This window comes from Nocardia sp. 2TAF39 (genome assembly GCF_052114905.1).
In the GTDB taxonomy this organism is placed as follows: Bacteria; Actinomycetota; Actinomycetes; order Mycobacteriales; family Mycobacteriaceae; genus Nocardia.
Window position 1 is genome coordinate 1 of record NZ_JBFRFQ010000047.1, and the last position, 17,578, is coordinate 17,578.

Below are 17,578 nucleotides of genomic sequence, written 5' to 3' on the forward strand. Positions count from 1 at the left end.
GCCAACCGCGACGACTCCGCCCGCGACCATGCGACAAGCTGGTCCCGCTCGTCACCGGCCAGTACGAACTCGACATCACTACGCCCGAAACCCGCCACCCCAACACCATAGATAATTAGAGCTGCAATTTCGGGACCGACACACTAGATTGATTGTGCAGTAGGGTTTCAGCCGCTCGTCTGACCGAGCTCACCAACGAGGAGCTCGGCCCGGACGACGTCATTCACATCCCGGCCGGGGCGGTGCACCGGGTGACCACGACAACTGACGTGATCATGGTCGAAGCGTCTACAGCCGACTCCCGGTCGGCGCGAGGGCATCATCCGGTTCGACGACAGGTACGGCCGTCAGGCTCGGACGGCACCCTGACACAACCTGACGGCGCTCGGTGTGAACGCGCCCGTTCCACCAGCGGTCATCGGGCAGCTGTCGCGAGCGAGGCATCAATCGTCGATGAACACCACGTGCTGGTCGGCGCGATTTCGCGGCACGCGCAACGCGTTCGCCGGAAACTCGCGGTCGGCGTAACCGATGGCAAGGCCGGAGAGAATCCGCATCTCGTCGGGAATGCCCAGTTGGCTCCGCACGGTGTCGGGGTATCCGGCGATCGCGACTTGAACACAGGTGGCGAGCCCCCGCGCCGTGAGGGCCAGCAGCAGTGTCTGCAGGAACATTCCGACGCCCATGGCGTCGACGTAATCCAGTTCGCGGTGCATGCAGATAATGCCCGCCAGTGGCGCACGAAAGAATTCCCAGTTGCGCAGCACCGCGATTCGTCTGGCCCGTACGTCGTGGCGGGCGATGCCCATTGATCCATAGACTGTGGCGCCGAGTTCTTGCCGAATGTGCGCGAAGGCGTCGGGCAGTCGCGGCACCCTCGGTGGTGCGGTCCGAGCATCCTCGAGTAGGGCCTCCACCAGGCGGTCCCGTGCCGGACCAGATGCGAAGACGACGTGCCACGGCTGGACGTTCGAGTTCGATGGCGCACGCATCGCGAGTGTGAGCGCTTCGTTCACGAGTTCCCGCGGTACCGGCTTGTCCCGCAGGAACAGCCGCGTCGATCGGCGCTCGGTGATTGCGTCTTCCAGGTCGTACATTGTCGGCCCTACCGGCTGGTCGAAGGCGGCAATGTCCGCTACGCGAGCGTCGAGGGACGAGGGGAATGCGTCACGTCGCGCACAGTCGAGAAATTCGTCAGGATCAATCCGTGCTCGGGGACTGGCGGATCTTGGCGGTCGGTCATGGCTGCAACCTCCGATAGGTCGTAGAACGCGCAACTATAGGTACGTCTCGGATCCGAGAACAACGAGAAAAATCATCCGACAGGTCGCCGCGGGAGCCGTTGTGGAAGGAAATCTTATGAGCGGCGATCCGACCAGTCATGAGTACGACTCTTTTCCACAAGCCAGAAATGTCGTTTTGCGAAGTCGGTCGAGTCTTACGCAACCGCGGAGGTGCAACAGCTCCGCTATCCTCACCGCGTCGGCCCGACTGCGACCGCACGCCGCTCTTCACGATACCGCTGTTGCCACGCAGGCGGGATCGAATTACCGGCGGTTGGGTGATCACCCGGGATATGGAGCACTCGCCGAACGACAGACGGCACCACCGGCAGCGTGGGCCGACAGCGCCTCGGCCCGGCTCACCGCAAACCGTCGGCGAGTGCGCTCCTGGTGCACCGGGCCACCAGCCCCACCCGTCTGCCAGTAGACCACTTCCAGACGGATCTCGACCCCGCTTCTCGTCTGAAGATGTTGGTGCAGACGACTTTTGGGACCACCGCAACGAGACGGTGATAGTTGCGGAGCAACGGTCCGTGTGCTCGGTGCAAACAGACCGACCAACTGGCTCAGACCGGAGCGACTTCCCATGCGAACCCGTCCGGGTCGGTGCAGGGACCGATATCGCCGCCGATGACGATCCGATGCGACCCGGTGCCCTCCGGCGGGACGCCGGCGTCCTTGGCGGCGGCACGGCGCCCATAGAGCGCCAGCTTGACCGAAGACGGTGGGGTGTCGAACTCGACGTACTTGCTGCCGAAGCTCTTCGCCACGGCCAGTCCGCGGTCGACGTAGAACTGCTTGGTCGCCTTGACGTTGTCGACCCCGAGCAGCACCACGAAATCGTCGACCTCCCGGGTGGCCGGGCCGGTGTCCTTCTTCGACGATGTCGCGACCTTCCAGATCGCCCCGTCCGGAGCCTGGACGACGCCCCCGTAGCCCCAGAAGCTCTTTTTGGCAGGCTTCAGCGTCGTCGCGCCTGCGTCGAGAGCGGTGCCGATGAGGCTGTCGACGGTGCTCGGCTGAGACACCACGAGCGACAATATGAAGCCACGAAAGCCGGTCGTCGGCGCCTCGGAGGCGCGGACGCGCACCTTGTCGCCAAGGCCGAACGCGGCATCGTAGAAAGACGATGCGGCCGCGGTGTCGGGCACTTCGAGGATGACGGACTCGATAGAGGTCTGGTTTTCGGTGCTGTTCATGGCAGTCACGCTAATTGCTGCTCGGTGCCCGACGCTTCTCGATTCCTGATCGTTCTGCTCACCTGTTTCGCCACGCACGACAGCATCCGCACCACCGCGCCCCGGCGCGGAGCCACATGATCGCCGAAACGGTGATACACATCCCGCAACATCGCCCCCGCGGCGCGGAAACCGGATAGGTCACACGTGTAGCGCAGCGTCGCGTACACCGCGACCGCGACGCCGAACATGATCAGCCAGGGGCCACGCGTCCGCCGGCGCGCTCCCGAACAGTGGCCGCAACACCGGAGCCAGAAATGCGGGACAAAACTTCAACCACCGCGGTGATCGTCATCAGCGTCATGGTGCGACGCTCCGGCTGGGCGTGCTCATGTCCCAGCACGTGCAGCAGCATTCGAATCCTCGGAGCTCATCTCCTTGCAGTACGGGGGCTTCGATCCCATCGGTGCTCGCGGATCGGTGCGATCGCCAGAACTCGGCGAACTTTCCGCTCCGCGCCAACAGTTCGGTGGGCCTGCCACACTCGACGATCAACCCGTTCTCCAGCACCACGACGATGTCGGCGTCGGCGTCCGTCTTCGTCCGGTGGGCGATGACCAGAATCGTCCGATCACCCGCCAGCGTCGAAAGAGAGTGGCGCACAGCCTGTTCGGCCTACGGGTCGGCGAAGGCGGTCACCTCGTCGAGCACAAGCACGGGTGCGTCGGTGAGCAGTGGGCGGGCAAGCGAGACCCGTTGCGCTTCCCCACCTGACAGTTGACGTCCTCCCCCACCACCTTCGCCAACTCGCCGGTGCGGCGGATGGAGAGCCAGCCGATGGGTACCCGCCCCAGCCGCTCGGTCAGTTGCCGACGAAACACCAATTCCACCCGGCCGTCGTGAACATGCCCGATTCCCGACGATGCCGCCGTGAACAGCAGCCGAACGAACAAGCCGAACGCACCCGCGATCACGACGCTCCGGACATGACCGTGATCGATCGGGTCGGGCGACAACAGAGTTCGACCCAATTCGACGACAGCCAGCAGCGGCGCAAGGCCCGCGACAGCACCGATGACCTGCACGATCATCACGGCGGCGAAACTCCCCAGGCCAGGGCGCAGCAACCCTGTCACGCTCTGTCCCGCCGCCGAATCGGCATCCGACGATGGTGGGGACTGCTCCCTCGCCGTGGCAACGTCGACGGTGGTCAGCGCTCTGCTGTCCTCGTCGATCTCGTCGTGAACCGGCGCTCCACCAGGTGGCCGCGCAGGTGGGCGAGGATCTCGGCACGTGCGGGACGGGCCGCGGGAACCAGGCCCGGCATGCTCAGGAAGGAATGCACCGCTTCCGGGTAGCGGGTCAGCGTCACGGCGACTCCCGCCTGTCGCAGGCGGTCGGCATAGGCCGGAGCCTGATCTTCCAGCGGGTCCAGACCCGCGGCCTGGATGAGGGCAGGGGCGATTCCCGCGAGGTTGTCGCTCTCCAACGGTGAAATCGCACGGGGGTCGAACGATTCGGGAAGCGCTATACGCTGCACCGTGCGGCAATTGGCCGGTGTCGCGGTCGGGCTGTCCGCGTTCTCGGTGAACGAGGGGTACTCGAAGACGCGGTCGGTCCAGTCGAGCTGCGGATTGATCAGTACCTGGGTGCGCACCGGCAGTCCTAGTTCGTCCGCCCTGATCGTGGTGAGAGCCGCGAGCGTGGCTCCCGCACTGGACCCCAACAGGGCGATCCGGGTGGGATCGGCTTCCCACACCGGGGCCAGCTCGACGACGCGGGGTACCGCGTCGTAGGCGTCCTCGACGGGTGCGGGCACGGGATGCTCGGGCGCCAGCCGATAGTCGACTGAGACGACCACAGCGGGACAGTTGGCCGCCAGGTGGCTGAGGAGCCAATCGTCCTGCTCCGGTGTGCCGCCGATGAATCCGCCGCCGTGGAACGCGATGATCAGCGGCACCGCCGAACCTCCCCGCCTGGGCTGGTGTACGCGGACGTTCAGCCGACGCCCCGGGAGATCGAGTGCGTGTGTGCTGATTCGTACGCCACGATCGGGCTTACCGGTGGCGAGCCTGACTAGCGCGGACCGATGTTTGCGGTTCTGCGCTTCGCGCAATTGGATGACTTGATCCGGGGTGATCGAAGCCCAGTCCGGCTGGGGCGTGAGTGCGGCCAGAAGTCGAACTCGGGGTGGAACTTTGCCTCGCATGATGTGCCCTCCGGGCTGTTCGTGCTGCTCTTGGTCGGCCGCTGTCTTCCGAGCGACGTAGGGATACCCTGGCAGGAGTGACCGTGGGTGCGCTTTCGGAAATATGCGGTCCGGCGATATCGCCGATGGTGTGGCTGCGGCCGGGGCATGTCGGGTACATCGGGCCGGAGCTCGGCGTCGACCCGCATTCCGTCTCGGTCGCGGTGCTCAGCGTCGGCCTGGACGGGCCGTTCGTCCTGGAGACCGCCGCCCACGGGGAGATACGCACCGGCAGCTCGTTCGCCCCCGCCCGCACAGTGCACCGTGTCGTCGCCCCCGGGAAGTGGATCCTGCTGCTGTTCGTCGATCCCGCCGGTGCGCCCGCCACAGCCATCGCGGAGGAGATGACGGCGACCGCCGGGCCGTACGGTCTCGGCCACCGACGGGAACAGGAGCTCGTCGAGCTGTGCCGTGAAGATGACGTGGATCCGGACCGAATCTTCACTCGGGCCGTCGCCGGTCCCGCTCCGGTCGCCGATCCGCGGATCGAGTGGGTGGCCGCCACGATCCGCCGGGACCCGAATCGCATGTTCCGGGCCGAGACGATCGCCGCGAACCTGGGCCTGTCCACCTCCCATTTCCTCCGCGTGTTCGTCCAGCAGTACGGCACCACATTCCGCGGCTATCAGCGGTGGGCCCGCGTCATCCACGCGCTCCGCGACACCGCGGCGGGCCGCGATCTCACCCGAAGCGCTACCGACGCCGGTTTCGCTACCCCGTCCCACTTCAGCGAAACCTTCCACGGCATGTTCGGACTGTCCGCCACCGCGCTGCTGCGCTCCGGGATCCGTTTCGATCTCGGGACCTCGCATGCACCTTGATGTTTCGATAAATCGGACGGTTCCAAGGTGGCGAGCTACGGTGCCGTGAGCCTCATTCGGCCAGGGCACGGCGCAGCGTCGCGGCGAGTTCGGTGATCTGCCGCTGCGACACCTCGCGGACAGGATCGCCTGCGACCCGTGGAAGATGCCGGGCCACTGGTGCAGTTCGACCGACACGCACGTTTGCGGCAGGCGCAGCCGGTAGGCGATGCCGTTGTCGCGGTTCGGGTCGAACTCCGCGAAGCCCACCGGATCGGACCGCGACTCGAGTGATGAGTACGGCAACGGGATTCCAACCACGCCGATTCCAACGCTGTCCTCGGATGCGGCAGAAGGGAACACTAACCGGTGCGTGGCGGCGTCCGGCTGCGCGCGTTGTCGTCCCATCCGGAAAGTCGTGGTTCCATGTCCAACTCTGTCGACCGCAGCACTGTCGAGGGGATTGGTACGGCAGGACCCAGGCTGCGCGGCCTGCTACGGGTGTCGCTACCGCTGGCCTCGGTCGCCGTGTTCGTTGTGGTGTGGCAGCTGGTGGCTGCCAGCCGCATCTGGAACGAGACGTTCGTGCCGTTTCCGTCCACGGTGTGGCACGCGTTCGTCGAGACCTCGACCACGCATGACGGCGTCCGGGGCTATCAGGGTTACCTGCTGTGGGAGCACATGTACATGACACTGCGGCGGGTGCTGGCCGGCGTGGGAGTCGGTGTCGTCGTCGGGGCGGCGGCGGGTTTGGCGATGGGCACCGTCGGCTGGTTACGGCGGCTGCTGGAGCCGTGGCTGACGTTCTTGCGTGCGTTGCCGCCGCTGGCGTACTTCTTCCTCCTGGTGATCTGGCTCGGCATCGATGAGGCACCGAAGATCACCCTGCTCGCATTGGCCGCGCTGCCGCCGACCGCCGTCGCGACCACATCGGCGGTGCTGGCCGCGCCGGTCGGGCTGATCGAAGCGGCCCGAGCGCTCGGCGCCACCCGAGGTCAGGTCATCCGCGATGTGATCGTGCCCGCCGCCGTCCCGGAGACGTTCACCGGTATTCGGATCGCGGTCGGTATCGCGTACTCGTCGGTAGTCGCTGCCGAACTGTTCAACGGTATGCCCGGTATCGGCGGCCTGGTCAAGGACGCCAGCAACTACAACAACACCTCGGTGGTGCTGGTCGGGATCTTCGCTATCGGCGGGTCCGGCCTGCTCATCGACGCACTGCTGCGTCTGCTCGAACGCCGCGTCGCCCCGTGGAGAGGGAAACTGTGAAACACAAACTGCTGCAGTCGATTGCGACGCTGGTGGGGGTGGCCGCGCTCGGACTGTCGAGCTGCGCGATCAATCACTCCGGGCAGGACGCCGACAAACCCACCATTCGCCTGGCGTACCAGTCCTTTCCCAGCGGCGATCTGATCGTGAAGAACAACCGGTGGCTCGAGGAGGCGCTGCCCGGCTACAACATCAAGTGGACCAAGTTCGACTCCGGCGCCGACGTCAATACAGCGTTCCTCGCCAGGCAGATCGACTTCGGTGCCATCGGCTCCAGTCCGGTTGCCCGCGGCTTGGCCGCACCGTTGAACATCCCCTATCAGGTGGCGTTCGTGCTCGATGTGGCCGGCGAGAACGAGGCCTTGGTGGCGCGCACCGGCACCGGTGTCGAATCGATCGCGGACCTGCGCGGCAAGCGGGTAGCGACCGCATTCGCGTCCACCTCCCACTACAGTCTGCTGGCGGCGCTCACACGCGCGGGACTGACCGCATCGGACGTGCAGCTGATCGATCTGCAGCCGCAGGCGTCGCTGGCTGCCTGGCAGCGCGGCGATGTCGATGCGGTGTACACCTGGCTGCCTACCCTCGACCAGTTGCGCGCGTCCGGTAAGACACTGATCACCAGCAAGGAGCTGGCTGCCGCGGGCAAGCCGACCCTCGATCTCGGCGTGGTGTCGAAACAGTTCGCACAGGCGCACCCGGACGTCGTCGACGCCTGGCGTCACGTACAGGCTCGCGCACTGCAAACCATCAGGGATTCGCCCGAGCAGGCCGCCGAAGCGGTGGCCGCGCAGATCGGTACGAGTCCCGACGCCGCGGCCGCTCAGTTGCGCCAAGGGGTGTTCTTGAGCACCGAGCAGCTGACCAGCCCGGAGTGGCTCGGCACCGAGACGGTACCGGGCAACGTGGCCGCCAACCTACATAGTGCCGCGGAATTCCTGGCCGCCCAGCAGCAGATCTCGTCGGTGCCGCCGTTGTCGGTGTATCGAGATGCGCTGTATGTGAAGGGATTACCGAATGTCCTCGGCTGAAGTGACCGCCACGCCCGCAGCAGATCCCGCCGCAGTGGAACAGGCCGGCGGCATCCGGATCCGGAATCTGACGCATCGATACGGTCGCTCCGCGGCAACCGTCACCGCGCTGGGGCCGATCGATCTCGACGTCGCGGCCGGCGAATTCCTGGTGTTGGTGGGGGCTTCGGGATGCGGTAAAAGCACCCTGCTGCGTATTCTGGCCGGGTTCGAACCGGTCCGCGACGGGCAGGTGGAGGTGGGTGGTGCCGCACCCGTGCCCGGCGTCGGTTCCGGTGTGGTCTTCCAGCAGCCACGTCTCTTCCCTTGGCAGACCGTGGGCGGCAATGTCGAGCTCGCACTGAAGTATGCCGGTGTGCCGCGCGAGCGGCGGGCCGCGCGCCGTGATGAACTGCTGGCCCGGGTCGGGCTCGGCGATACTGCCGCGCGGCGGGTGTGGGAGATCTCCGGGGGCCAGCAGCAGCGTGTCGCGATCGCCCGTGCCCTGGCCGCGGACACCTCGCTGCTGCTGTTGGATGAACCGTTCGCCGCGCTCGACGCGCTGACGCGGGATCGGTTGCAGGACGACCTACGTCTGGTCAGCGCGGAATCGAGAAGGACGAACGTGTTCGTGACCCACAGCGCGGACGAGGCGGTATTCCTCGGTTCCCGGATCGTGGTGCTGACAAGACGACCGGGGCAAATCGCGCTGGATCTGCCGGTGGACCTGCCGCGCACCGGTGTCGACCCCGATGAACTGCGGGCCTCGGCACGGTTCGCACAACTACGCCGCGAGGTCGCGAGCGCGGTGAAAGCAGCAGCGGCATGACTACGGCGACCCGGGTGCACGGCGATCTCGAATTCACGCCGCTGGGACCTGATTTCGGTGCGGAGGTGACCGGTGTCGACGTCAGCGAGACAGACCGTGAGCAGATAGCGGCATTGCGCGCAGCGCTGACAGAACACAAGCTGCTGATTCTGCGCAATCAACGTCTCGATGACGCCGCGCATATCGAGTTCGGTCGTCGGCTCGGCGAATTGACGGCGGGACACCCGGTGCACGACAGCGGTGCTGTACCACCAGAGGTTTACGCCCTCGACAGCCAGGACAACGGATTCGCGGACGTGTGGCACTTGCCGCCTACCAGGCCGACTCCACCCTGACCGCACTTCGACTCGACATGCCCACCGCGCTCGAGCCCACCCTCGCCACATTGATCACGGGCACATTGGCACGCCCGAACGCTCCGAACCGGCCTTGACTCCCACGAACTGCGCTGGCAGCGCAGGTTGATCGTGGCGGCCAGGAAGAACCCCACCGGCACCGTGCACGCCGCGAAGCAGGCCCGCGGGACCGTGTTGCGGTCGGGGCTCGGTGACGACCGCCCCCACCCATGATCGGTTCAGTCCATGCGCGGTATGGGCGGGTCGTCACGTTATCGGGCCGATCACCTTGCGGCGGAGACGAACCCGGACGAATTCCACGCTTCGGTGCTGCCCGCCGGTCGCGGAGATCTGCCGCGCACCCCACTCGCCGGTGTCGACAAGACGTTGAGATCAGCGACTACCTTGCCGGCTTCAGGTCTGGTCGTGGATGGTGACGGCGTAGCCGTCGGGATCAGTGAAGGTGAACGTGCGCCCGAAGGGCCCGTCGAACGGCGCCACCGGGATCGGGACGCCGACAGTGGCGAGCCGGTCGTGCACGGCTTGGGCGTTCTCGGCATGCAGCCACAGCGCAACCCCCAGCCCCGGCCTCGGGAATGCGGCGTCCAGGTCGACTCCGGGCAACGGCTCACGAACCGCGAAGGCGGCGGGGCTCGTGTCGAATACGACGGCGCCGGGTGGGCTGGCGGGCAGTCGGCGCAGCCCGAGGTGGGTTTCATAGAACTCGGCCGAGCGGTCCAGGTCACGAACCTGCAGGGCAAGGAAATCCGGTCCGGTGACGGTCATGCGATCCTCCGATAGTGATGTCAGGACATTGACACGCCCATTGTGTGTCAAGATATTGACATGAGTCAAGGGGAACCAGTCGGACAGCTCGAAGCGTCGGTGGGCTACGTCCTCAAACAAGCCGCCGCCGCGCTGCGTGCGCAGATGGACGCCGCGCTGCGGCCGCTGGCACTCACGGTTCCGCAGTACGCATGCCTCGAACTGCTCGGTCAGCGCCCCGGCCTGTCCAACGCCGAACTCGCCCGCGGTACCTTCGTCACCCGCCAATCCATGAATGGGGTGCTGCGCGGCCTGCAAGACCGCGGATTGGTCACCCGGCCGACGAGCGCACCGCACGGGCGAGCACTGCCCACTGAGCTCACCGCCGCCGGACGCGAGCACCTGCATAGCGCGAGCGTCGCTGTCCGCGCTGTCGAGCAGCAAATGCTCACGCCGTTGACAGCGGCAGATCAACGCCGGCTCCACGCCGATCTCGCTGCCTGTGCCGCCGCACTCACCCGCACAACTAGCGAGCAGCCCCCGGTACCGGCACATACGACCGGGGAAGGCCCATGACGAACCCGCCAGTGGACCCAACGGCATCTGCGTTGGAAGGACATCGGCCCGATCACGGTTGACATCGGCTCGGCAGCGCAGTTGCTGCCCTCGACACCGCTCGCCCGCAGTTCAGTGCGCAGACATCGATTCACGGACCACATTGACGCTGAGAAAGTCCGGCGCCTTGATCACCGCGCGAAGCATGAACCGGATGAACGGCGGCATGTCGCTTGCGCTCTCGTCGCGGTACACGCGAGGGGTATCGACCTCATAGCGCCGCCGCCCGGCCTCGAGCTGGCAACCACCGGCAGCGAGAACATTCCGCACCCAATCCGACTCGGGACCGTACGTCAGTGCGATCACGTACCCGCCTTCGCGCCGGAAAGCCCACAGCGGTGTACGGAATACCCGACCGGACTTACGCCCACGATGTATCACCACCGCCCATCCGGGCGCCCAGGGAGCAATGAACTTCGTGATCCGGTTGAGCCCGATCCGGTTGGCGTTGGCGATCCATCGTGGAGCCGGCATTGCAGAACTCCTCAGGTGTTGAATTCCCGCCCGCGGAGGAAGACCGTCGCAGACCCGGTGACAACTGCCCGGACCCGGAGTTTTTTCGATTCACCGGGCACCGAGCTACCGGGGCTGTTGTGTCAACTGGCGAGAGCGATTACCACTGTAGCGACGAGCGCCGCGATCGCGAGTATGACGGCTGTGGTCTGGAGAATATTATTCCGGGCGGCGAGCGCAATGGACCGCTTGGCCGCATCGATCGACTCCCGCAATTCGATGGCTTCACTGGTGGAGAGCCAGTCCTCCACCATACGCACGGATGTGTCGATGCCCAGTTCCCACCGCAACCGCTCGGCAAGCGTACGGGTGAAGCCCTGATTGATCAGGGTGTGCTGGTCCAGCGCCAATTGGACTTTCATCAGTTCGAGGCGCAAGACCAGCATGTCGTGTGCGATGCGCTCAGACGACCTGCTGCCGAGTTGATCAACGGACAGCCGAGAACGGGTGGTCGTCAGTAACTGTCGAAGGTGAGCGCGGCAGGACAAGTAATGTCGGACAAGCAGAACCAGGTCTTCGAAGTACATGCGCAGAGTGTCGTCGGCAGACCAGATTCGCTCACACACGATCACCGACGATTTCCGGCCCACGAGGAACAACTCGTCCTTCCGGTAGCCCATGGCCTGGGATTCGACCAATTCACGATGACGGTCACCGTAGCTCGTGAACCACGGTGTCTCATTGAAGATCCCGGCCAGCTCAGGTGACGCCAAGACGGTGTCGAGAGATACTTTTCGCTCCCGTGGGTCCTCGAAGTCGCGAACCGCGATCAGTGTGTAGTCGAACATCGACGAATCCAGGGATTCGGCTTCGATCAGGTCGGCTTGCACGGGCGCCGCGCTCGGACCGTCGAGAAATGCTGACACTGCCCGTGTGTCGGGAAACAGGTCGAGCACGGTTTCCCGGAAACGTGTTCTCGCTGATTCACGGGAAGATCGCAATGTCTCGATCAACTCACCTGCGGAGCGATGCCCATCGAGGCGTGACTCGTAGGTACAAGAGATTGTGCCGTCCGTCGCCAACCTCACAGACTCCGCGCCGTTCTCCTGCAACAGTCCCGCCTGCCCCAGCTGGAACTCTCGGCCCCAGATCACCTTCCCTCGCAGCCTTCGGATTTCCGCGTTTCGCTCTTCGATCACCTCGGATTCGATTCGCCAGATACCGGGTGGTTGACGAACGTGCCACCCGTTCAGATCTGGTGGGCGGTCCCGGTGTGGCGATACCTGGGCGAGGCTGTCATCGACGATCAGACCGGCGAGATCCATTGCGCAAGTGATCGATACAAGCACTGGGCCAGGCAACAGTCGCATCCGACGCCGCGGGAATCCGCCACTGGGTGTTCTCACGCTCCCAGTGTGAACGACACCGGACAGTCGAGGTCCAGTGGGCGCTCACGTGTCGGCAATGACAGTGCGTTCCGATGACGGTGCGGCATCAGGGACAGCGACGTGCTGTCTCACTCGGACTGGACGGCCACAATCCACTCCGGTTCATACTCACCCCGCCTTTCGAACCAGCCACTCGACCGGAGCTGCTCGCCCGCATGGGGCCGACGGCTGTTGACTTCGACGGCACCGCGCCGCAATCAGTCACCGATCCGCGTCTGCCAGAGGGAAGAACCGCTCCTGACCGACTCGCGACAACACACCGAACCGGCCGTAACCAGGCACATCCGCATCTCGAATGCACCGTACGCCAAGCTGTTTCGTCGCGTTGCCAGCCTCTAGCACCGATCCCCCACCGCTATTGAACGTGCCGTTGAATGACGGTACATTACACATTGATATGGTCGCCATCACGTGAGTGGGTCTTCGCTATGACAACAGTTCGACCTCCGTCCGATGCGCCAGTGGATGTACCGCATGCCGACGATGCGGGCTACCACAAGGCGCTGCGCCCGCGTCAGCTACAGATGATCGCGATCGGCGGCGCCATCGGCACCGGACTGTTTCTCGGCTCGGGCGGTCGGCTGGCCAGCGCCGGTCCCGGACTATTCCTGGTGTACGCCGTCTGCGGCGTGTTCGTGTTCTTCATCCTGCGGGCGCTGGGCGAGCTGGTGCTGCATCGCCCCTCCTCCGGATCGTTCGTCTCGTATTCCCGCGAGTTCTACGGTGAGAAGCTGGCTTTCGCGGTCGGGTGGATGTCCTTCTTCCAGTGGAGCACGACCGGGATCGTGGACATCACGGCCATCGCCACCTATGTCCACTTCTGGGGAGCCTTCGAAGCGGTTCCGCAGTGGCTGATCGCGCTGGTGGCGCTGACCCTGGTGGTCACCGTCAACCTGATTTCGGTGCGCTGGTTCGGCGAAGTGGAGTTCTGGGCGGCGCTGATCAAGGTCGTCACACTGGTCACCTTCCTGATCGTCGGCACAGTCTTCCTGGCCGGCCGGTTCACTATCAAGGGGGAGCACACCGGTGTGAGTGTGATCGCCGACCACAGCGGGTTGTTGCCGACCGGTCTGATACCACTGATAACCGTCACAACAGGAGTCGTATTCGCCTATGCCGCAGTTGAATTGGTCGGAACAGCGGCTGGTGAGGCGGAAAATCCGGAAAAGATCATGCCGCGGGCCATCAATTCGGTCATTGCCCGCATTGCGCTGTTCTATGTCGGTTCACTGGTGCTACTCGGACTGCTGTTGCCCTACACGGCTTTCAAGGCCGGTGAGAGCCCCTTCGTCACCTTCTTCTCGAAACTCGGTGTCGGAGGCGCCGGTTCGATCATGAACCTGGTGGTGCTGACGGCGGCCTTCTCCAGCTTGAACGCGGGCCTGTATTCGACCGGCCGGATCTTGCGCTCGATGTCGATGAACGGCAGTGCGCCGTCGGTGGCGTCGCGCATGTCCAAGGGTGGTGTGCCCTATGTCGGCATTCTCGCGACCGGCGCGATCGCGCTGATCGGCGTCGGGCTCAATGTAGTGGTGCCGGAAAAGGTCTTCGAGATCGTGCTGAACATGTCGGCTCTGGGCACCATCTCGACCTGGTCGGCGATCATGGTCTGCCAGCTGCAGTTGTGGCGCTGGTCGCGCAGCGGCAGGATGGAACGTCCGAAGTTCCGGTTGATCGGCGCGCCCTACACGAGCGTGGCGACGCTGCTGTTCTTGGCGGGGGTGGTCGCGCTGATGGCCTTCAGTGACGACGAAGTGCAGCGCGTTTCAGTGATCGCCACAGTGGTGGTCATGGTTCCGTTGCTGGTCGGCGGCTGGTTCCTGGCCCGCAAGCGGGTAGTGGCCATTGTGCAGGAACGCGAGGGCATCACAGGTCAGTTTCCGATCCTGGCCGAGCGGCCGGCGAGCACGCGCGACGGCGGCGCCCCGGCGGTGATTCTCGACGAGCAGTAGGCGAAATTCGCCGGACCAACAGTCGTGGCCATACGGTGACGTCTCCTCCGACCCAGCCAGGTGGCCGCCATCGACCCACCGGCCGAGTGGTGTCGAATCGCGACGAGAACCGAGCCGCACGCCACCCGACCGATGCCCGAATTCGTGATCGACTGTCAGTAGTCGGCCAGGTCGATGACGTTCGCGGGCCGCCCCAGCGGTTTGATGATGGGCTGTGGTGCCGTAGTCATGTGGACAGCGTCAGCCGCGACGCTCCCGCACCCCCACCATCAGCTCACCACCACTCACCGAGCAGCGCGGACACCTCTACACCGGTCCATCCGACGCCGCGGTGGTAGGCCGCCAGATATTCCTGCTCCCCCAGTTCACCGCGGCATCGCGCGGTCACCGACGCGACCTCGGGATCGCCTGCCGAATCCGGACCGCGGAGCGTCTCGGCTGCGCCGAGGAGCGTTGCCGCCCGACACGGTTCGCCGGTCGCGGCGGCGACCGCCGCCAGTCCCTCGGTCGCGCTCGCCGCCACCAGCCGCAACCGGTGGCGAAACGCGAGCTCGAAGGCCTCTCGGAGCGCCGCGAGCCCCTGCGCGGGATCTCCGTCCGTGACGACAGTCCAGCCGAGCCCGATCAGGATGCGAGCCCGGGTATCGGCACCGGCCAGTCCCCCGGGGCACTGTGTCAGTGCGGCGCGATACAGTTCGCGCGCCTCATCACGGTCGCCCGTCGCCCGGGCCAGGTCTCCGAGTCCGCGAATCGCATTGGCGTGCATATCCGTTGCGCCGACCGATCGGGACAGCTCGGCGGCGCGCACATAGGCGTCCTGGGCGGCGACCGAATTTCGCTGCGCGCCTTCGCTGTTGGCGAGAATATCGCCGCGACGGATGAGTAGATCGGCTGTGTCGTCGACCGTGCCCAGCTTCGTGTTCAGGGCTACGGCCTCGTCGATCAAGTCGAGCGCGCGGATCCGATCACCGCGCCCGTCGGCCACGGCGGCGAGTTTGTCCAAGGTCGTCGCGATCGCCCACCGATCCCCCGTGTCACGAAAACCCGAGAGAGCAGAGCGAAATTCGGGTTCGGCCTCGAGCGGACGGCCGGACATGAGCAAACGAAGCCCCTCGCCCAGATGCAGAAATGACTGCGACCACGAATCGGGTCCGAACAGCTGCCGCTCCGGCTCGGCGTCGATCCTGCCTCCGGCGATCGCCAGCAGGAACACCACGTGCGGCCGCTGCAACGGGATTTCGGATCCGGCCACGGCCGCAGTCGCGCAAGCGATCGCAGTCCGCGCATCGCCGCCTCTGGCCGCGACCGCAGCGCACAGCCCGTAGTTCTCGGCCGATGCGGCAGGATCCAATTGGGGCAGTAGCCGATCAGCCAGCTCAACGGCGTTGCCGGTGCGTCCGCACAGCCACCAGTACCACGCCTGTGCCGCGATGAGCCGCGCGGCCAGATGCGGATCGGCACCGACCGCCCAATGTAGCGCCGCCTGTATGTTGTCATGTTCGACCGCCAGCCGGTCCAGCCAGTCCAACTGGTCGCGCCCACGCAGTCGCGGATCCGCGTGTTCAGCGAGACGGGCGAAGTATTCGGCGTGGACGCGTAGCAGGTGGTCGTGCTCACCGGAGTCGGCCAGCTGCCGCAACGCGAATTCGCGGACGGTCTCCAGCATGCGATACCGTCCGCCACGCGCCTCCAGGAGTGATTTGTCAGCGAGGCTGTCGAGCAGTTCATCGGCGTCGTCGAGCTCGCACACGCGTGCCGCGGTCGCGGCAGTGGTACCGCCGGCGAAGACTGCGAATCGCCTGGCCTGCAGGCGTTCGGCCGGATCGAGCAGTTCCCAGCTCCACTCGACCACCGCCTGCAGCGTGCGGTGGCGGGGCTCGGCGGTGCGGTCGCCACGGGCGAGCAGCCGGAATCTGTCGTCGAGCCGGGCATCGATCGCATCCAATTCGAGGGTGCGCAGCCGGGCGGCAGCAAGTTCTAGCGCTAGCGGCAATCCGTCCAGCCGGGCGCAGATCCGCCGCACCACACCGATCGTTCCGGCGTCCACGCTGAATCCGGGACGTGCCGCGGCGGCCCGATCGGTGAACAACCGGACGGCTGCGCACGCGAGCTGATCGGCCAGCGCCGCGTCGGCGGAGGCCAGCGGCAGCTGCCCGACCGGGAAGACCGTTTCGCCGGTGATACGCAGCGCTTCCCGACTGGTGGCAAGCACCCGCAGGCCCGGAGCGGCCAGCAGCAGCCGATGGGTGAGTCGCGCGGCATCGAGCACCAGATGCTCGCAGTTGTCGAGAATGATCAGCTGTGGTCGATCGGTGAGCATCGCCAACACCCGGCTCTCGGCATCCCGGTGCCGGCTTCCCGCATGCGCGGCCGCATCGCGCCCGCCCAGCGCCGTGGCCACCGCCGGTACGATTTGGGCGCCGTCGGTCAGCGGCGCCAGATCCACGAAGCACACCTCACCCTGGGCCCGGGCGCCGGCCTCCAGCGCCAGCCGAGTCTTGCCGGTCCCGCCAGGACCGGTCAGCGTGATCAGCCGGGACTTGGCCAGCAGCCGGGCCACCTGAGCCAGTTCCTCCTCGCGGCCGACGAAACCGGTGAACTGGGCGGGTAGCCGCCGCACCGCCGGGGTGGGCGCGGCGTCCGCGCGAAGAATCGCCAGGTGCGCTTCGGCCAGTTCGGCCCCCGGATCGGCGCCGAGTTCGTCGGCGAGCAGCAGCCGCCCCTGCTCGAACAGTTCCAGCGCTTCCGCTTGCCGACCAGCACCGTAAAGGCCGCGCATCAGCAGCGCCCGCGCCCGCTCGCGCAGCGGATGCGCGGCAACCAGTTCCGGGAGCGTGGATACCACTGCGTTGTGGTCGCCCAGTGCCAGCGACGCGGCCGCCCGGTCCTCCAGCGCCGCGAGCCGCGCCTCGGTCAGCCGGGTGATCTGTGCCGCGGCGAACGGGGCGTCCGCCACATCGGCCAGTGCCGCACCCCGCCACAGGGCAGCGGCCTCGTCCAGCAGCGTCGCCGCCGCCGCAGGATCCCTGTCGCACAACGCATTCCGGCCCTCCTCGACGAGTCGGCCGAACCGGTGCGCGTCGACCTGCCGCCGATCGACCGCGAGGCGGTAACCGGCCGGCGACGACTCGACCAGGTCGCCGGCGCCGCCCGCGGCCCGCAACGCACGGCGCAGGCGCGACACCTGAGACTGCAGTGCATGCGCGGCGTCGCCCGGCGGATCTTCGCCGTACAGGCCGTCGATGAGCCGTTCTCGCGGCACGATCCGATCAACCTCGAGCGCAAGCAGGGCCAGCAGTGACCGTACTTGCGGACCGCCGACGGCGACGGGACTCCCGTCGTCGCGGCGTACCTCGATCGAACCGAGAATCCCGAACTGCACGCTCGACAGTA

17 protein-coding genes are annotated in these 17,578 nt (G+C 66.1%); 7 read left to right on the top strand and 10 right to left on the bottom strand.

What is annotated here, in order from left to right; all coding sequences use genetic code 11:
- Positions 1-443: 443 nt before the first annotated feature.
- The 6 genes from AB4Z47_RS24520 to AB4Z47_RS24545 form a co-directional block, all read right to left on the bottom strand.
- Positions 444-1,097 (bottom strand): nitroreductase, encoded by a 654-nt coding sequence (locus AB4Z47_RS24520; RefSeq protein WP_441953935.1) that lies wholly within the window; start codon positions 1,095-1,097, stop codon positions 444-446.
- A gap of 752 nt (positions 1,098-1,849) precedes the next feature.
- Positions 1,850-2,482 (bottom strand): glyoxalase, encoded by a 633-nt coding sequence (locus tag AB4Z47_RS24525; RefSeq protein WP_441953937.1) that lies wholly within the window; start codon positions 2,480-2,482, stop codon positions 1,850-1,852.
- A 5-nt stretch (positions 2,483-2,487) separates the two neighbouring features.
- Positions 2,488-2,712, bottom strand: coding sequence for a hypothetical protein (locus AB4Z47_RS24530; RefSeq protein ID WP_441953939.1), 225 nt, complete (start codon positions 2,710-2,712; stop codon positions 2,488-2,490).
- A gap of 2 nt (positions 2,713-2,714) precedes the next feature.
- Entirely contained in the window at positions 2,715-2,876 is a 162-nt protein-coding gene (locus AB4Z47_RS24535; protein WP_441953941.1) for a hypothetical protein, read from the bottom strand.
- A 260-nt stretch (positions 2,877-3,136) separates the two neighbouring features.
- A complete protein-coding gene (locus tag AB4Z47_RS24540) occupies positions 3,137-3,754 on the bottom strand; it encodes an ATP-binding cassette domain-containing protein (RefSeq protein WP_441953943.1) in 618 nt (205 codons plus the stop codon).
- Positions 3,672-4,670 (bottom strand): alpha/beta hydrolase, encoded by a 999-nt coding sequence (locus AB4Z47_RS24545; protein ID WP_441953945.1) that lies wholly within the window; start codon positions 4,668-4,670, stop codon positions 3,672-3,674. The genes AB4Z47_RS24540 and AB4Z47_RS24545 overlap by 83 nt, the downstream gene beginning before the upstream one ends.
- Positions 4,671-4,747: 77 nt before the next feature.
- Between AB4Z47_RS24545 and AB4Z47_RS24550 the strand changes: the two genes are divergently transcribed.
- The 5 genes from AB4Z47_RS24550 to AB4Z47_RS24570 all read left to right on the top strand — a co-directional run bounded on the left by AB4Z47_RS24550 (position 4,748) and on the right by AB4Z47_RS24570 (position 8,952).
- On the top strand, positions 4,748-5,530 hold the full coding sequence (locus AB4Z47_RS24550; RefSeq protein ID WP_441953947.1) for a helix-turn-helix domain-containing protein: 783 nt from the start codon (positions 4,748-4,750) through the stop codon (positions 5,528-5,530).
- Between the two features lie 405 nt (positions 5,531-5,935).
- Complete coding sequence (locus AB4Z47_RS24555) at positions 5,936-6,778, top strand: ABC transporter permease (protein ID WP_441953949.1); 843 nt, start codon at positions 5,936-5,938, stop codon at positions 6,776-6,778.
- Entirely contained in the window at positions 6,775-7,809 is a 1,035-nt protein-coding gene (locus tag AB4Z47_RS24560; RefSeq protein ID WP_441953951.1) for a taurine ABC transporter substrate-binding protein, read from the top strand. Before AB4Z47_RS24555 ends, AB4Z47_RS24560 begins: the two co-directional genes overlap by 4 nt.
- Positions 7,796-8,617, top strand: coding sequence for an ABC transporter ATP-binding protein (locus AB4Z47_RS24565; protein WP_441953953.1), 822 nt, complete (start codon positions 7,796-7,798; stop codon positions 8,615-8,617). The genes AB4Z47_RS24560 and AB4Z47_RS24565 overlap by 14 nt, the downstream gene beginning before the upstream one ends.
- A complete protein-coding gene (locus AB4Z47_RS24570) occupies positions 8,614-8,952 on the top strand; it encodes a TauD/TfdA dioxygenase family protein (RefSeq protein ID WP_441953955.1) in 339 nt (112 codons plus the stop codon). Before AB4Z47_RS24565 ends, AB4Z47_RS24570 begins: the two co-directional genes overlap by 4 nt.
- Before the next feature lie 414 nt (positions 8,953-9,366).
- Here AB4Z47_RS24570 and AB4Z47_RS24575 read toward each other — a convergent pair whose 3' ends face one another.
- On the bottom strand, positions 9,367-9,738 hold the full coding sequence (locus AB4Z47_RS24575) for a VOC family protein (protein ID WP_441953957.1): 372 nt from the start codon (positions 9,736-9,738) through the stop codon (positions 9,367-9,369).
- A 60-nt stretch (positions 9,739-9,798) separates the two neighbouring features.
- On the opposite strand from AB4Z47_RS24575, the gene AB4Z47_RS24580 reads away from it, so the two are divergent.
- Positions 9,799-10,293 carry a MarR family winged helix-turn-helix transcriptional regulator gene (locus tag AB4Z47_RS24580; protein ID WP_441953958.1) on the top strand — a complete coding sequence of 165 codons (495 nt, stop codon included), beginning with the start codon at positions 9,799-9,801 and terminating at the stop codon, positions 10,291-10,293.
- Between the two features lie 111 nt (positions 10,294-10,404).
- On the opposite strand, the gene AB4Z47_RS24585 is transcribed toward AB4Z47_RS24580, so the two are convergent.
- Both AB4Z47_RS24585 and AB4Z47_RS24590 read right to left on the bottom strand, forming a co-directional pair.
- Positions 10,405-10,806: a nitroreductase family deazaflavin-dependent oxidoreductase gene (locus AB4Z47_RS24585; RefSeq protein WP_441953960.1), complete on the bottom strand. Its 402-nt coding sequence runs from the start codon at positions 10,804-10,806 to the stop codon at positions 10,405-10,407.
- Positions 10,807-10,928: 122 nt separating this feature from the next.
- On the bottom strand, positions 10,929-12,110 hold the full coding sequence (locus AB4Z47_RS24590; RefSeq protein WP_441953962.1) for a hypothetical protein: 1,182 nt from the start codon (positions 12,108-12,110) through the stop codon (positions 10,929-10,931).
- 551 nt (positions 12,111-12,661) lie between these two features.
- Between AB4Z47_RS24590 and AB4Z47_RS24595 the strand changes: the two genes are divergently transcribed.
- Positions 12,662-14,185, top strand: coding sequence for an amino acid permease (locus AB4Z47_RS24595; RefSeq protein ID WP_441953964.1), 1,524 nt, complete (start codon positions 12,662-12,664; stop codon positions 14,183-14,185).
- Between the two features lie 274 nt (positions 14,186-14,459).
- Here the strand turns inward: AB4Z47_RS24595 and AB4Z47_RS24600 are convergent, their stop codons facing one another.
- On the bottom strand, positions 14,460-17,567 hold the full coding sequence (locus tag AB4Z47_RS24600; protein WP_441953966.1) for a BTAD domain-containing putative transcriptional regulator: 3,108 nt from the start codon (positions 17,565-17,567) through the stop codon (positions 14,460-14,462).
- Positions 17,568-17,578 lie beyond the last annotated feature (11 nt).

Bases quoted from the DNA above. Each gene is read 5' to 3' on its own strand.
- AB4Z47_RS24520 (WP_441953935.1), bottom strand. From the start codon at position 1,097: ATGTACGACCTGGAAGACGCAATCACCGAGCGCCGATCGACGCGGCTG.
- AB4Z47_RS24525 (WP_441953937.1), bottom strand. From the start codon at position 2,482: ATGAACAGCACCGAAAACCAGACCTCTATCGAGTCCGTCATCCTCGAA.
- AB4Z47_RS24530 (WP_441953939.1), bottom strand. From the start codon at position 2,712: ATGTTCGGCGTCGCGGTCGCGGTGTACGCGACGCTGCGCTACACGTGT.
- AB4Z47_RS24535 (WP_441953941.1), bottom strand. From the start codon at position 2,876: ATGCTGCTGCACGTGCTGGGACATGAGCACGCCCAGCCGGAGCGTCGC.
- AB4Z47_RS24545 (WP_441953945.1), bottom strand. From the start codon at position 4,670: ATGCGAGGCAAAGTTCCACCCCGAGTTCGACTTCTGGCCGCACTCACG.
- AB4Z47_RS24555 (WP_441953949.1), top strand. From the start codon at position 5,936: ATGTCCAACTCTGTCGACCGCAGCACTGTCGAGGGGATTGGTACGGCA.
- AB4Z47_RS24565 (WP_441953953.1), top strand. From the start codon at position 7,796: ATGTCCTCGGCTGAAGTGACCGCCACGCCCGCAGCAGATCCCGCCGCA.
- AB4Z47_RS24570 (WP_441953955.1), top strand. From the start codon at position 8,614: ATGACTACGGCGACCCGGGTGCACGGCGATCTCGAATTCACGCCGCTG.
- AB4Z47_RS24575 (WP_441953957.1), bottom strand. From the start codon at position 9,738: ATGACCGTCACCGGACCGGATTTCCTTGCCCTGCAGGTTCGTGACCTG.
- AB4Z47_RS24580 (WP_441953958.1), top strand. From the start codon at position 9,799: ATGAGTCAAGGGGAACCAGTCGGACAGCTCGAAGCGTCGGTGGGCTAC.
- AB4Z47_RS24585 (WP_441953960.1), bottom strand. From the start codon at position 10,806: ATGCCGGCTCCACGATGGATCGCCAACGCCAACCGGATCGGGCTCAAC.
- AB4Z47_RS24590 (WP_441953962.1), bottom strand. From the start codon at position 12,110: ATGGATCTCGCCGGTCTGATCGTCGATGACAGCCTCGCCCAGGTATCG.
- AB4Z47_RS24595 (WP_441953964.1), top strand. From the start codon at position 12,662: ATGACAACAGTTCGACCTCCGTCCGATGCGCCAGTGGATGTACCGCAT.